This is a genomic window from Thermus aquaticus, assembly GCF_001280255.1.
Classification (GTDB): domain Bacteria; phylum Deinococcota; class Deinococci; order Deinococcales; family Thermaceae; genus Thermus; species Thermus aquaticus.
This window is the reverse complement of record NZ_LHCI01000106.1, coordinates 1356593-1369937: the sequence shown is the minus strand read 5'-3', so window position 1 is coordinate 1369937 and position 13345 is coordinate 1356593. Positions and strand designations below refer to the sequence as shown.

The following is a 13345-nucleotide window of genomic DNA, read 5'->3' as shown; positions in this document are numbered from 1 at the left end:
GCCTGGTAGACTCCTCCCATGCGCGCGGTGGTGATCGGTAGCGGGGTGGGCGGGCTTTCCGCCGCCATACGGCTTGCGGCCATGGGCCTAGAGGTCCTGGTCCTGGAAAAGCTCCCGGGCCCTGGGGGCCGGGCCTTCGTCCACCAGGCCCAGGGCTTCACCTTTGACATGGGCCCCACGGTGATCACCGTCCCCCCCTTCCTGGAGGACCTCTTCGCCACCAGCCCAGGAAACCCCAGGCTCTACCCCGACTTCCCCGAGGAGGAGGGGCTAACGCACACGCAAAGGTACGTGAAGATCGTCCCCCTGGACCCCTTCTACCGCATCCACTTCCCCGACGGCACCCACTTTGACTACAACAACGACCGGGAGCACCTCCTCTCGGAGATCCAGCGCCTGGCCCCGGAGGACCTCCCGGGCTACCGCCGCTTTGAGGCCCACGCCAGGGCCCTCTTCCAGAAGGGCTTTCTGGAGCTGGGCTTCACCCACTTCGGAAGCCTCCTGGACCTCTTGCGGGTGGCCCCGGACCTCCTCCGCCTGGACGCCGTGCGCCCCCTCTTCTCCTTGGTCTCCCGCTACTTCCGAAACCCCAAGATGCGCCAGGTCTTCTCCTTTGAGTCCCTCCTAATCGGGGGGAACCCCCTCTCGGTCCCCGCCCTTTACGCCATGATCCACTTCGTGGAGCGGAACTGGGGGGTCCACTTCGCCATGGGGGGGACGGGGGCCCTGGTCCGGGGCCTGGTGCGGAAGCTGGAGGAGCTCGGCGGGAGGATCCGCTTTAACGCCCCTGTGCGCCGCATCCTCACCAGGGGCAGGCGGGCCGTGGGCGTGGTCCTCCAGGACGGAGAGAGGATAGAGGCCGACCTGGTAGTCTCCAACGCCGACTACGTCCACACCTACGGGGAGCTCCTCGCCCCCGAGGACCGCTTCTGGCACAGCGACCTCCGCCTCAAGCGCACCCGGCTTTCCATGAGCCTCTTCGTGGCCTACTTCGGCTTCAGGGCCCGGGGGGACGAGGGGGAAAGGCTCAGGCACCACAACGTCCTCCTCTCCCACCGTTACGAGGAGCTCCTCCGGGACATCTTCCAAAGGAAGGTCCTCCCCGACGACTTCGCCCACTACCTCCACCTCCCCACCCTCACCGACCCCTCCCTGGCCCCCCCGGGCCACCACGCCGCCTACACCCTGGTGCCCGTGCCCCACAACGGAAGCGGCCTGGACTGGGGAAGGATCGGCCCCGAGTACCTGGAAAAGGCCCTGCGCTACCTGGACGAGGCCGGCTACCTGCCCGGCCTCATGGACCGGCTGGTCTACACCCACTTCGTCACCCCGGACTACTTCCAGTGGACCCTGAATAGCCACCTGGGCAACGCCTTCGGCCCCGAGCCCGTCCTGTGGCAGACGGCCAGCTTCCGGCCCCACAACCGCTCCGAGGACGTGAAGGGCCTCTACCTGGTGGGGCAGAGCTACCAGCCGGGGGCGGGGCTTCCCAGCGTGATGATGTCGGCCAAGATGACCGCCCGGCTCATCGCCCACGACCTGGGCCTGGAACGGGCCCCCAAAGAGCTTCTGGAGGCCAGGGCTTGAGCACGCTGGAGAGGAAGCGGAAGCACCTCGAGGCCTGCCTCCACGGGGAGGTGGCCTTCCAGAAGACCACCACCGGCCTGGAGCGCTTCCGCCTCCGCTACCAGGCCCTCTCGGGCCTCGCCTTAAGCGAGGTGGACCTCACCACGCCCTTTTTGGGTAAGACCCTGAAGGCCCCCTTCCTGATCGGGGCCATGACCGGCGGGGAGGAGAACGGCGAGCGCATCAACCTGGCCCTGGCCGAAGCCGCCGAGGCCCTGGGGGTGGGGATGATGCTGGGCTCGGGCCGAATCGTCCTGGAGCGCCCCGAGGCCCTGAGGAGCTTCCAGGTGCGCAAGGTGGCCCCCAAAGCCCTCCTCGTCGCCAACCTGGGCCTGGCCCAGCTGAGGCGCTACGGGCGGGAGGACCTCATCAGGCTGGTGGAGATGCTGGAGGCCGACGCCCTCGCCCTCCACGTGAACCCCCTCCAGGAGGCGGTGCAGCGGGGGGACACCGACTTTAGGGGGCTTCTCGCGAGGCTTAGGGCCCTCCTCCCCCTCCCCTTTCCCGTCCTGGTCAAGGAGGTGGGGCACGGCCTCTCCCGGGAGGCGGCCTTGGCCCTAAAGGGCCTCCCCTTGGCGGCGGTGGACGTGGCCGGGGCCGGAGGGACCAGCTGGGCCAGGGTGGAGGAGTGGGTGCGCTACGGGGAGGTCCGCCACCCCGAGCTCTGCGAGATGGGCGTTCCCACGGCTCAGGCCATCCTCGAGGTGCGGGAAGTCCTCCCCGAGGTGCCCCTCATCGCCTCCGGAGGGGTCTACACGGGGACGGACGCCGCCAAGGCCCTGGCCCTGGGGGCGGACCTGGTGGCCGTGGCCAGGCCCCTCCTCAGGCCCGCCCTCATGGGCGCTGAGGCCGCCGCGGCCTGGATAGCCGACTACCTGGAGGAGCTCCGCACGGCCCTCTTCGCCGTGGGGGCGAGGAGGCCAGTGGAGGCCAGGGGAAAGGTGGAGGCTTCGCCGGGGCTTTAGCCACGGCGGGGCGCTCAGGAACTCTTCAGGTCCATGAGGGGCTTGGGGTAGGGCATCAGGAGGGCCTGGGCTTCTATGTACTCCTGGCCGAAGCGGAGCGCCCAGGAATGGAGGAGGGCCAGGGGGGCCTCGAGGGGCGCCCGCTCCTCGCGGAAGTCCAGCAAAAGGTCCAGGAAGTGGGCCTTCTCCCGGGCGTTTAGGCCCTTCTTAAAGTAGCCAAAGGCGTGGAGAAGGGCATCGGCCATGGCCCCCAGGCGGTAGGGCTTTTCCGTGGCCCTGAGGAAGCCCTCCTCGTAGGCCCGAAGCACCTCCCGAAAGGCCTTCCCCCGGGCCTCGCCCAGAAGCCGGCCCAGGGCCCGGGTCTCCTTCTGGCTGTAGGCCATGAGGAGGAGCTTGTAGCGGGCGTGGAAGGCCATGAGCTCGCCCAGGTCCCCAAGTCGCCTAAGCCGGGCCAGGCCGAAGATGCGGGTGAAGAATTGGGCCCGGACGCGGGCGCTGGTGAGCCGCCCCTCGTCCTCCTTGGGCAGGAGGGGAAAGGCCGCCATCACCGCCTGGGCGAAGAGGCCGGGCCCGTGGCCCACGGCGCCCCCCTGGTCGGCGTAGGCGTAGACCTTGGCGTCCTTGAGGGCGCAGGTGGGGGAGCGGTTTTTCAGGATGAAGCCCTCCACCTCCCCCAGGCCGGAGAGGAAGGCCCGGCTGAAGGCCCGCATCCTTTCCGTCAGGTCCTCCCCCGTCTTGGGCTGGACCATCCTGGGCCCATCCTCGCCCCGCACCAGGCGCACCGTGGGCCTGGGCACCCCGAGGCCGATCTCCACCTCGGGGCAGACGGGCACGAAGTCCACGTGCGCCTTCAGGGCGGCCACAACCTTGTCGGGGATCAGCTCTCCCGAGTAGCGCACGGCGGCGAAGCCCAGGCAGGCGCTCACCACCAGGCGGGGCCTGGGCCAGGCCTCCAGGGAGGGGTTCGGGGCCTCCATGGCCTTATGCTAAGGGCTGGCCTCGCATTTTCACACGGCTTTCACACGGCCCTGTAATATTGTCCTCTGAGGGGAGGCGATGAACCCTCGAGCCCAAGATGGGCGCCATGGGCCGAGGGGGAGCCAGTGGCGCAACCGGCCCCTAAAGCCCTTTAGGAGGTGCAGAGATGAAAAGGAAGCTGGTTGCCCTCATGGCCCTTCTGGCAAGCCTGAGCCTGGCGCAGACCGCTAGCCCCAAGGTCACCGTGAACATCCCCTCCGTCCTCCAGCTCACGCTGGACGCCACCGACTACCTGTTCGACTTTGGCGATGCCAGCGCATCGGGTACGGTTACCATAGGTGGAACTCCCTACACCAAGGCCTCCTGGGCCGCCTACCTGACCTTCCTGGACACCGCTAGCGGCACCCAGGACTTCGCCCCCACGTCCATCAGGGATGCGGCCGAGAACGACCTCGGGGACTACGGGACGGTGACCGTCCGCACCAACCGAGCTCAGTGGACGGTGAAGATCGACTCCATCAGCGGGACCCTCACCCTGGGCAACGGCCGGGTCAAGGTCTTCGCCGAGAAGGTGAGCGGCAAGGGGGCCTCCTGGACCACCACCCCCACCCCCATCACGGCCGCAAGCCCTCTCACCCTCTTCAACGCCGGTAGCGGCGGCCAGGGGAGGAGCGTCTACAAGCTCTACTACCTCTTCACCATGGACATCACCGACGATATTCCTCTCGCGGGCATCAACCAACAGATCACCGTCAACCTCCTCCTCACCTCGCCCTAGGCCTTAGGAGTTTTCCGTGGCCGCTTCCTGCCCAGGCCGGAAGCGGCCTGTATGCTTAAAAGGGGAAACGAAACCATGAAGCGCCCCCTAGTCGCCCTCACGGGCCTCCTCCTGACCCAGGCCCTGGCCCAGGTGGACCTCGCCCTCTCCCCCGCCCGGCTGGAGCTGGTCCTGCCCCCTGGGGGAGAAGTCACAGAAGTGGTCCGGATGCGGAACGGCCTGGACCGGGAGGAAGCCCTCAGCGTAGCCCTAAGGCCCTTCGCCCTCACGCCCCAAGGGGACGTGGCGGAAAGCCCCGAGCGCAACCTCTGCCCCCACCTCACCGCCACCCCCACGGCCTTCACCGTGCCCCCAAGGGGGACCGCCGAAGTCCGCCTCACCCTGAAGGCCCCGCCCGGAGCCGAGGGCACCCTGGCCTGCCTGGTGGTCTTCACCGCAGGGCCCAGGCCCACGGGCCTGGGAGGCCTCCGGATCACCGCCAGCCCCTCCCTGGGCCTCGCCGTCTACCTCACCCTGAGGGGAACGGAGCGCCCCGCCCTCCGGGCCAAGGTAGGGGGCGAGGGGAAGGCCCTTCCCCTTTTGCTGGAAAACCCCGGGAACGTCCTCCAAAGGGTCACAGGGGAGGCCCGGGTCTTTGACGGGGAGGGGAAGGAGGTGGCCCGCCTCCCCATCGCCGAGCTCCCCGTCTTCCCCGGGGGATACCGGGAGCTCGCCCTGGAGCCGGAAGCGCCCCTTCCCCCAGGGCGGTACCGGGTGGTCCTGATCCTGGAAAGCGCCTACGGGCGCTACGCAGCGGAGGGCGTATGGGCCGTGCCCTGAGCCTTTTCCTCCTCGCCCTCCTCCTTCCCGAGGCCCTGGGCCAGAGCGTGAACTGCGACGCCACGGACCTGCTATACGACTTTTCCGCCCCCGGCTCCCTCACCCAGGCCACCGTGGCGGGACAGCCCTACTACGTGGCCAACCTGGCCTCCTACCTCCTCCTCCTGGACGGCACGGGTCCCATGCGCTTCCTCCCCACGGCGGTGACGGGAGCGCCCGGGGGAGTGTACCGGATGGCCTGCACGGTGCGGACCCCAAACCGGGACCCGATAAGGGGAGGGACGCTTTGCGGGGCGGGGAGGAGGTTCTGCTTGCGGGTGACGGGCGTTTCCGGTTCCCTCCCCGTGGACTGGACCTCGAGGCTCTACGTCATGGTTCAGGTCATCTCCGGAAACGCCACGAGCCTCGCGCCCACGCCCACCCTTCTCTCCGCCGTCCCCTACAACCGGCGCCTCGCCGACATACGGAGGAACACCACCGCCACCTTGCACATCTACTACTGGGTCGAGGTCAGCCCCCACGACCTCTTCCCCCCCCTGCCCGCCACAGGCGCCCTCACCCTCACGTACGAGGTCCAGGGTGACTGATCCCATGCGCCCCATCCTCGCCCTCCTCTTCCTCTCCCTGGCCCTGGCGGCGAGGCCCGGGGAGGTTCTGGTCCTCCCGTTCCTGGGCCTACCCCCTGGGGAGGTGGAGGTAGCCTCGGACCTCCCCCTCCTCCTCACGCCGAGCCCTGGGGAGGGACCCTTTCTCGTGGTGGTGGAGGTTCCCAAGGAGGCCCCACCGGGCTCCTACCGGGTGTGCCTCAGGCCCAGGGGGGGAACGGAGGTCTGCCAGAAGGTGGAGGTGGAGGCCATAAGGGACCTGGAGGCGAGAGTCCCCCGGGAGGTCTACGGAGGGAGTCTCCGGCTCCTCCTCCGGAACCGGGGGAACGTGGCCGAAAGGGTCCACCTGGCCCAAGCCGAGGGGAGCGAGGTGAACCTTAGCCCTGTGAGCCTCACCCTGGCCCCGGGGGAGGAAAGAGAGGTGGCGCTCTCCCTCTCTGGCTTCGGCCTCCTGAAGCTGGCCCTCCTCTTCGGGGAGAAGCGGGCCCTCTACCTCGTTCAGGTCCTCCCCGAAGGGGGAAGCCCCCTCCCCTACGCCCTCCAGGGACGGCTGGAGGGAAGCCTGGGCCAGGGCCCTCCCGCCTTCCGCCTCTCCCTGGAGGGCCCCCTCTCCCGGGAGGTGGGGGTGGGGTTCCTGGGGGGGACGGACGCTCTGCGCCTCGCCCTGCGCACGGGGCCCTGGAGCGGGCGGCTTAGCCTGCTCCCCACCCTGGGGGGGGAGGTGGGCTACCGGGAAGGCCCCCACGCCCTCTCCCTGGCCTACCCCTGGGCCCTGGAATGGACCTACACGCCGGGAGAGACCTACCGCCTGCGCCTCTCCCCCACCTCCCTCGCCCTGGGCTACGCCGACGGCACCTACACCTTTGGGGCTAACTTCCCTTGGACCTTCCGGTCCTTTTCGGAAGCCTCTTTACGCCTGGAACGCCACGGGGACCTTTACCTCTACGCCCGCTACGAAGGGGGGCTCTACGGGGGCCTGGCCTGGGGAGGGTGGCGGGGCGAGGCGGGGTACGGCCCGGCGGGGCCTTCCCTGCGGATGGCCCACACGGGCACCCTCTCCGGTCGCTCTGGGGCCCCTACACCCCAGATGAACCTCACCTACGCCCTTCAGGGAGGGTACGCCGGAGGGCCGGAGCTGGGCTTCGCCCTGGCCTACCCCCTTTCCCCCTTCACCCTGGCCTTCCGGGGGAGCCTCCTGCCCCAGGCCTCCTTTGGCCTCGGCCTGGGGTACCGGGAGGGAGCGCTTTCGGGAAGCCTGGACCTGAGCCCGGGGAGGGCGCTTCTCTTCCTGGAGTGGCGGGATAGCCCTTACGCCCTGAGGCTGGAAGGGCGGTACGACGGGGACTTTCGTCTGGCCCTGGCAGGGAGCTACGCCTTCCGCCTCCCCGTGCCCGAACCCGTTACCCTGGCCCTGGGCGGGTACGAGGAAGCGCCAGTGGAGGGGCGGGTGGAGGTCCTGGGGAAGCCGGTAGCGGGTGCCCGGGTAGGGGGGAGGAGGGGCCAGGCGGTCACCGATGCCGAGGGGCGCTTCCGCCTCTACGTCCGCCGGGAGGGGGAGGCCCTGCGGATAGACCCACCCCCGGGCCTCCTGGCCCTGCCGGGGGAGGTCCGGGTCCGCCCCGGGGAAGGCCCCTACCGGGTGGCCCTCACCCCGGCGGGGGCCGTGCGCCTCCGGTGCGAGGGTTCGGGCCAGGGGGCCTACCTGGTGGGGGAAGTGGGGGTGTTCGTGGCCTGCGGGAACCGGGCGGTGGTGCCCCCGGGAACCTACCGGGTGGAGCCCGTGGCCCCTAGGGGCTACCGGGCGGAGGGGCTTTCCCTGAACCTGCCTCCCCTAACCGAGGAGGAGCTCGCCCTCACCTTCACCCCCGTTCCCGAGGAGAGGCTTTTGGAGGCGAGGCCCCTCAGGGTGGAGTGGCCCGCGGCCCTGGCCCCGGGGGAGGTGGGGCGGGTTCTGGTGCGGGAGGTGGCCGAGGCGGAGCTCCTGGATCTGCCCCTTCTCCGGAGGGAGAGGACCGAGGAAGGGGTCCTCCTGCACTTCCAGGCGCCGTGGGAGGCCCAGGGCTCCCTGGCCCTCAGGGTGGCGGCGGGCGGGAAGGTGGAAAGCCGCCTGGTACCCGTGGACCCGGGAAGGCCCCTCTTCCAGGTGAGGCTTTCGCCCCCCAGGGCCTCCTTAGGCCAAGAGGTGGAGGTGCGGGTGGAGGCCCTCTTCCCCGCCCAGGGGGCCGAGGTCTACCTGGAGGGGGAAAGGCTTCTCGCCCTGGAGGCCGTGGGCGAGGGGCCTCCCTGGGTCTATGTGGGGAAGCTCGCCCTCACCCAGACCCTGGCGGCCAGGGCCTCCCCCCTGGCGGGCCTCCTCGCCCTGCCCCTCGAGGTGCGGGCCTGGCAGGGGGAAAAGGAGGTAAGGACGAGGGTCCGCCTCCTCCTTTCGCCCTAAATGGCTTCTTCCCCACAGAAAGCCTTCCCTGAGCCTCGGATGCGCTTCTTTGGGGCCCCCGCCGCGGCAAGAGCCACGGCGGGGTACTTAAACTGAAGGCGTGGCGGAAATCCGGGTGGGCACGGCCAGCTGGACGGACGAGACCCTGCTTCAGTCCGGGTGGTACCCGCCCGAGGCCAGGCGGGACCCGGAGAAGCGCCTCCGCTACTACGCCCGGTTCTTTGACACCGTGGAGGTGGACAGCACCTTCTACGCCCTGCCCAAGAAGGAGGTGGTGGCCAAGTGGGTGGAGAGGACCCCCGAGGGCTTCCTCTTCCACGTCAAGGCCTACTCCGCCTTCACCGGCCACGGCCTCGAGGCCGGCGCCCTCCCCAAGGACCTCCGCGCCCTCCTCCCCAGGCAGGAGGGGCACCTGGCCCAGCGGGAGGTGCCGGAGGAGGTGGTGGAGGCGGCCTGGGAACGCTTCTTCCTGGCCCTGGAGCCCCTGAAGGCCTCGGGCAAGCTGGGCTACCTCCACTTCGGCCTCCCCCCCTGGACCGAGCCCAAGCCCAGGAGCTTCCAGTACCTGGAGAGGCTTGCGGAGAGGACCCGGGGCTACTGGGTAGCCGTGGAGTTCCGCAACCCCAAGTGGTACGTGGCCTGGGGCTTCGTCAAGCGGGAGCTTTCCCGGCTGGGCCTCATCCACGTCAGCGTGGACGCGCCTCCCCACCCCGAGGCCCCGCCCCGGGTCCTGGAGGCCACCCACCCCGTGGCCGTCCTCCGCTGCCACGGCCGCAACGCCGAAACCTGGAAGGGCCCCCACACCAGGCCCTACGAGCGCTTCAACTGGCGCTACAGCGAGGAGGAGCTCGAGGACCTGGCCCAGGCCACCCGCACCCTGGCCAAGGGAGCGGAAAGGGTCTTCGTCATCTTCAACAACAACTACGGCACCCAGGGGGTGGAGGCCGCCTTGGGCCTGAAGCGCCTCCTGGGACTCCCTTAGAGGGCCAGGGCCAGGCCCTCCGCCCGAGGGTCGGAGGCGGCGCAAAGGGCCTCCTCCAGCCGGAGGATCACCTGCCCCCGCCCGAAGGCGCCGTACTCCGCCTCGTAGCGCACCCTGTGCCCCAGGTCCTTGAGGAAGAGGGCCGTGGCCTGGGGGATGCCGGGCTCCAGGAGGACCTCCCCCCCGGGGACCACCTGCCACCGGGGCCGGTCCAGGGCGGCCTGGGGGTTGAGGCCGAAGTCCGCCAGGCCCAGGACCACCTGCACGTGCCCCTGGGGTTGCATGAACCCCCCCATGACCCCAAAGGGCCCCAAGGGTTTCCCCTCCCGGGTCAGGAAGCCCGGGATGATGGTGTGGAAGGGCCTCTTTCCCGGCCCCACCCGGTTGGGGTGCCCCTCCTCCAGGGCGAAGCCCAGGCCCCGGTTCTGCAGGGCGATCCCCGTCCCCGGCACCAGGATGCCGGAGCCGAAGCCCTGGTAGTTGGACTGGATCAGGGAGACCATGACCTCCCCGTCCGCCGCCGCCAGGTAAACCGTCCCCTCGGGCTTGAGGCCGGGAAGGGCCAGGGGAAGGGCCCTCTCCCCGATGAGGCGCCGCCTCTCGGCGGCGTAGGCCTTGGAGAGGAAGGCCTCAGGGGCCAGCTCCATGAACCGGGGGTCGGCCACAAAGCGGTAGGTGTCGGCCAGGGCCAGGCGCATGGCCTCAATCTGCAGGTGGTAGCCCATGGGGTCCTCGGGACGGAGGTCCAGCCCCTCCAGGATGTTCAGGGCCAGGAGGACGGCCACCCCCTGGCCGTTGGGGGGAAGCTCGTGGACCGTGAGGCCCTTGTAGGTGGTAGCGAGGGGCTTCACCCACTCGGGGGCGTGGGCCTTCAGGTCCTCCAGGGTGAGAAGCCCCCCCGTGGCCCCGCTGAAGGCGGCCAGGGCCTGGGCCAGCGGGCCCCCGTAGAGGCTTTCCCCGTAGCTCTCCCCGATCTCCCGCAAGGTTTTGGCGTGGAGGGGGCTTCGCCACACCTCCCCCGCCCGGGGGGCCCGGCCATGGGGAAAGAAGACCTCCTGGAAGGCCTGGAACTCGGGGGCTTTGAGGGGAAGGTACACCCCTTCCGCCCGCCGCCAGGCCCTAGCCGTCTCCGGCCCCACGGGAAAGCCCTCCTCGGCGTGGCGGATGGCGGGGGCCAGGACCTCCATGAAGGGAAGCCTCCCCCATCTTTCGTGCAGGGCCCGCCAGCCGGAGACCGCCCCGGGCACGGTGACGGGAAGCCAGCCCCTCTCCGGCATCCGCCCTTCGGGAAGCTTCTCGGGGGTGAGAGCCAGGGGGCTTTTGCCGGAGGCGTTCAGGCCGTGGAGCTCCCCGTCCCAGACGATGGCGAAAAGGTCCCCGCCGATGCCGTTGGAGGTGGGCTCCACCACGGTGAGGCAGGCGGCCATGGCGATGGCGGCATCCACGGCGCTGCCCCCCTTCAAGAGCATCTCCATCCCCGCCAAGGCCGCCAGGGGCTGGCTGGTGGCCACCGCCCCCCGCCTCCCCAGGACCACGTGGCGGCGGGAGGGGTAGGGGTAGTGGGTGAGGTCCATGCCCCCATGCTACCTTGAGGGGGATGGCCCGCCCGCCCCTGTCCGAGGCCCAGGAGGACTACCTCAAGCACCTCTACGCCCTCGAGGAGGCCCTGAAAGGCCCCGTCCCCACCCAGGCCCTGGCCGAGCGCCTTGGGGTCAAGCCCCCCTCGGTGACGGAGATGCTGAAGAAGCTTTCCGCTTTGGGCCTGGTGGAGCACCTCCCCTACCGGGGGGCCAGGCTGACGGAGGCCGGGCAAAGGGTAGCCCTCGAGGTCCTCCGCCACCACCGCCTCCTGGAGGCCTACCTGCACCAGGCCCTGGGCTACGGCTGGGATGAGGTCCACCAGGAGGCCGAGAGGCTGGAGCACGTCATCAGCGAGGAGCTGGAGGAGCGCATCGCCGAGGCCCTGGGCCACCCCCCCTTTGACCCCCATGGGGACCCCATCCCCACCCGGGACCTGACCCTGCCCCAGGGGCGAGGCCTCACCCTGGACCAGGCCCCCCTGGGGCCGGCCCGGGTGGCCCGGGCCCTGGCCCAGGACCGGGGCACCCTGAACCTCCTCGCCCGGCTGGGCCTGGTGCCGGGAGCCTTCCTGGAGGTGCTGGACAAGGAGACCGGGGTGCGGGTGAGGGTGGGAGGAGAGGTCTACCTCCTCCCCCTGGAGCTAGCCCAAGGGGTGGCCGTGGAGCCCTTAGGCTAGGGGCGTGATAGACCTGAGGAGCGACACCGTGACCCGGCCCACCCCGGCCATGCGCCGGGCCATGGCCGAGGCCCAGGTGGGGGACGACGTCTACGGAGAAGACCCCACGGTCAACCGTCTCCAGGACCTGGCCACCGAGCTATTGGGCTTTAAGAGGGCCCTCTTCTTCCCCTCCGGCACCATGGCCAACCAGGTGGCCCTCCTCCTCCACCTGCCCCGGGGAGGCGAGGTCCTGGCCCCGGAGGGGGCCCACCTCTACGAGTACGAGCTTGGGGCCCCCGCCCTCCTGGCCGGGGCCCTGGTCCGGGCCGTGTCCGCCCCTGGCGGGGTGCCGGACCTCGAGGCCCTTAAGAGGGCCATCCGCCGGGGCCCCTTCCAGGCCCCCACGGGCCTCATCGCCCTGGAGAACACCCACAACCTGGCGGGGGGCCGGGTGGTGCCCCTGGAGGCGCAGAAGGCGGTCCAGGCCCTGGAGGCGGTGGACAGGGCCCTTCAGTCCAAAGCCCCGTAGACCAGGGCGCGGAAGGTGAGCCAGAGGCGGCTCCCGTAGCGGGAATGGAGGGCCCTCTCCGGCTCCAGGACCGAGAGGAGGTTGGGGGCCTGGGCCATAAGGAGGGCCGTGAGCCCAATCCCCGGGTCCACGAAGAAGTAGGTGCCGCCAAAGCCCGCCCAGTTCCACTCCCCGGGGTTCCCCGGGGCCAGGCCCATGCCGGAAAGCCTCACCGCCACCCCCAGGCCGAAGCCGTACCCCGGCCCCGGCATGTACTCGGACCCCCGGCGCATCCCCTCATAGGCCAGAGGCCCCAGGTGGTCCTGGGTCATGAGGCGGCAAAAGGCCGGGGCGAGGAGGCCCCGCCCCAGGCGCAGGGCCTCGAGGAAGCGGAGGTAGTCCCAGGCCGTCCCCACACCCCCCATGCCCCCGGCGTACCTGGGAGGCTTTCCCTCCACGGGGAGGAGGCGGAGGCTCCGCCCGGTCTCCGGGTCTTTGGGGAAGGGCTGGGCTAGGCGGGCGGGGTCCTTGGCCACGAAGCCGGAGTCCCTCATGCCAAGAGGCCCAAAGACCCGCTCCTCCATGAGCTCGGCCAGGGACTTCCCCGAGAACGCCTCCAGGAGGTGGCCCAGGACATCGGTGGAAAGGCCATACTCCATGGTCTCCCCTGGCTGGAACCGGAGGGGAATCCGGGAAAGCCTCTCCAGGAAGGTTTCCCGGTCCAGGTCGTACCGGTCCACCCCCGCCTCCAGGTAGAGGCGCTTGACCGGCGAGCGGAAAAAGACCCCGTAGGTGAAGCCCGCCGTGTGGCGCAGGAGGTCGTAGAGGGTGATGGGGGCCTTGAGGGGCTCTAAGACCACTTCCTCCCCCACCTCCCGCCCCACCTGGAGGTGGGCGAAGCCTGGGAGGTACTTCTCCAGGGGGTCCTGGAGGGCAAGGGCCCCCTCCTCCACGAAGGTGAGGGCCAGGGCGGAAACCCAGGGCTTGGTCATGGAGTAAAGGCGGAAGAGGGCGTCCTCCCGCATGGGTAGGCCCCTCTCGGGGTCCAGGAGGCCGTAGACCCCCTGGAAGACCACCTCCCCCTCCCGGGCCACCAGGGCCACGGCCCCGGGAAGCCAGCCCTCCTCCACCGCCCGCCTCAGGTAAGCGTCCAGTCTAGAAAACCTCACCTTGGCCTCCTTTCGCCTTCAGGAAAAAAGAGGCCCAAAGCGGGGGGCTCCTGCCCCAGAACGCGTAGAAGAAGCGCCACCTGGGCCCCATGCCGCGCCTCGTGCAAGGAGGCGTGCCAGAGGAGGTCCCCCAGGGGGTAGCGCTTCTCGGGCGCGTCGTGCAGGGCCACCACCTGGTTCTCGTCCACCGGGCCCTGGAGAGAGGCCCCGGTGGCCCGGCCCACGGCCTCCTGGTACCTCCC

At 70.2% G+C, this 13345-nt stretch carries 12 protein-coding genes, 1 pseudogene and 1 riboswitch; of the genes and pseudogenes, 9 read left to right on the top strand and 4 right to left on the bottom strand.

All coding sequences use genetic code 11. The features are described from left to right. The first annotated feature begins 18 nt into the window (after window positions 1–18). On the top strand, window positions 19–1587 hold the full coding sequence (gene crtI, locus BVI061214_RS08425; protein ID WP_053768016.1) for a phytoene desaturase family protein: 1569 nt from the start codon (window positions 19–21) through the stop codon (window positions 1585–1587). Then, window positions 1584–2591: a type 2 isopentenyl-diphosphate Delta-isomerase gene (gene fni, locus BVI061214_RS08420; RefSeq protein WP_053768015.1), complete on the top strand. Its 1008-nt coding sequence runs from the start codon at window positions 1584–1586 to the stop codon at window positions 2589–2591. The genes crtI and fni overlap by 4 nt, the downstream gene beginning before the upstream one ends. A 14-nt stretch (window positions 2592–2605) precedes the next feature. Here the strand turns inward: fni and BVI061214_RS08415 are convergent, their stop codons facing one another. Next, window positions 2606–3568, bottom strand: a complete 963-nt coding sequence (locus BVI061214_RS08415; protein ID WP_053768014.1) for a YbgA family protein — start codon at window positions 3566–3568, stop codon at window positions 2606–2608. 63 nt (window positions 3569–3631) lie between these two features. Continuing rightward, window positions 3632–3718, top strand: a riboswitch (cyclic di-GMP riboswitch). Between the two features lie 17 nt (window positions 3719–3735). On the opposite strand from BVI061214_RS08415, the gene BVI061214_RS08410 reads away from it, so the two are divergent. The 5 genes from BVI061214_RS08410 (at window position 3736) to BVI061214_RS08390 (ending at window position 9187) form a co-directional block, all read left to right on the top strand. Continuing rightward, entirely contained in the window at window positions 3736–4347 is a 612-nt protein-coding gene (locus BVI061214_RS08410) for a hypothetical protein (protein ID WP_053768013.1), read from the top strand. Between the two features lie 75 nt (window positions 4348–4422). Beyond that, window positions 4423–5166 (top strand): COG1470 family protein, encoded by a 744-nt coding sequence (locus tag BVI061214_RS08405; RefSeq protein WP_248841741.1) that lies wholly within the window; start codon window positions 4423–4425, stop codon window positions 5164–5166. Then, window positions 5151–5753, top strand: a complete 603-nt coding sequence (locus BVI061214_RS08400) for a hypothetical protein (RefSeq protein ID WP_053768011.1) — start codon at window positions 5151–5153, stop codon at window positions 5751–5753. Before BVI061214_RS08405 ends, BVI061214_RS08400 begins: the two co-directional genes overlap by 16 nt. 4 nt (window positions 5754–5757) lie before the next feature. Then, window positions 5758–8205 carry a COG1470 family protein gene (locus BVI061214_RS08395; protein ID WP_053768010.1) on the top strand — a complete coding sequence of 816 codons (2448 nt, stop codon included), beginning with the start codon at window positions 5758–5760 and terminating at the stop codon, window positions 8203–8205. 100 nt (window positions 8206–8305) lie between these two features. Then, on the top strand, window positions 8306–9187 hold the full coding sequence (locus BVI061214_RS08390) for a DUF72 domain-containing protein (protein ID WP_053768009.1): 882 nt from the start codon (window positions 8306–8308) through the stop codon (window positions 9185–9187). Here the strand turns inward: BVI061214_RS08390 and BVI061214_RS08385 are convergent. Further along, window positions 9184–10761, bottom strand: coding sequence for a gamma-glutamyltransferase family protein (locus BVI061214_RS08385; RefSeq protein WP_053768008.1), 1578 nt, complete (start codon window positions 10759–10761; stop codon window positions 9184–9186). The two genes, BVI061214_RS08390 and BVI061214_RS08385, sit on opposite strands and share 4 nt — an antisense overlap. Window positions 10762–10784: 23 nt before the next feature. Between BVI061214_RS08385 and mntR the strand changes: the two genes are divergently transcribed. Both mntR and BVI061214_RS08375 read left to right on the top strand, forming a co-directional pair. Beyond that, entirely contained in the window at window positions 10785–11444 is a 660-nt protein-coding gene (mntR, locus tag BVI061214_RS08380) for a manganese-dependent transcriptional regulator MntR (RefSeq protein ID WP_053768007.1), read from the top strand. A 4-nt stretch (window positions 11445–11448) separates the two neighbouring features. Beyond that, window positions 11449–11916: pseudogene (locus BVI061214_RS08375) on the top strand (threonine aldolase family protein); the annotation flags it as partial. A gap of 20 nt (window positions 11917–11936) precedes the next feature. On the opposite strand, the gene BVI061214_RS08370 reads toward BVI061214_RS08375, so the two are convergent. Together BVI061214_RS08370 and BVI061214_RS08365 are read right to left on the bottom strand one after the other, a co-directional pair. After that, window positions 11937–13103 carry a serine hydrolase domain-containing protein gene (locus BVI061214_RS08370; RefSeq protein ID WP_053768006.1) on the bottom strand — a complete coding sequence of 389 codons (1167 nt, stop codon included), beginning with the start codon at window positions 13101–13103 and terminating at the stop codon, window positions 11937–11939. Then, window positions 13100–13327 (bottom strand): DinB family protein, encoded by a 228-nt coding sequence (locus BVI061214_RS08365; protein WP_053768005.1) that lies wholly within the window; start codon window positions 13325–13327, stop codon window positions 13100–13102. The genes BVI061214_RS08370 and BVI061214_RS08365 overlap by 4 nt, the downstream gene beginning before the upstream one ends. Window positions 13328–13345 lie beyond the last annotated feature (18 nt).

What these genes read in the sequence shown, in the direction of transcription:
- BVI061214_RS08415 (WP_053768014.1), bottom strand. Translation starts at nt 3,568, where the DNA reads ATGGAGGCCCCGAACCCCTCCCTGGAGGCCTGGCCCAGGCCCCGCCTG.
- BVI061214_RS08395 (WP_053768010.1), top strand. Translation starts at nt 5,758, where the DNA reads ATGCGCCCCATCCTCGCCCTCCTCTTCCTCTCCCTGGCCCTGGCGGCG.
- mntR (WP_053768007.1), top strand. Translation starts at nt 10,785, where the DNA reads ATGGCCCGCCCGCCCCTGTCCGAGGCCCAGGAGGACTACCTCAAGCAC.
- BVI061214_RS08385 (WP_053768008.1), bottom strand. Translation starts at nt 10,761, where the DNA reads ATGGACCTCACCCACTACCCCTACCCCTCCCGCCGCCACGTGGTCCTG.
- BVI061214_RS08410 (WP_053768013.1), top strand. Translation starts at nt 3,736, where the DNA reads ATGAAAAGGAAGCTGGTTGCCCTCATGGCCCTTCTGGCAAGCCTGAGC.
- BVI061214_RS08400 (WP_053768011.1), top strand. Translation starts at nt 5,151, where the DNA reads ATGGGCCGTGCCCTGAGCCTTTTCCTCCTCGCCCTCCTCCTTCCCGAG.
- BVI061214_RS08405 (WP_248841741.1), top strand. Translation starts at nt 4,423, where the DNA reads ATGAAGCGCCCCCTAGTCGCCCTCACGGGCCTCCTCCTGACCCAGGCC.
- crtI (WP_053768016.1), top strand. Translation starts at nt 19, where the DNA reads ATGCGCGCGGTGGTGATCGGTAGCGGGGTGGGCGGGCTTTCCGCCGCC.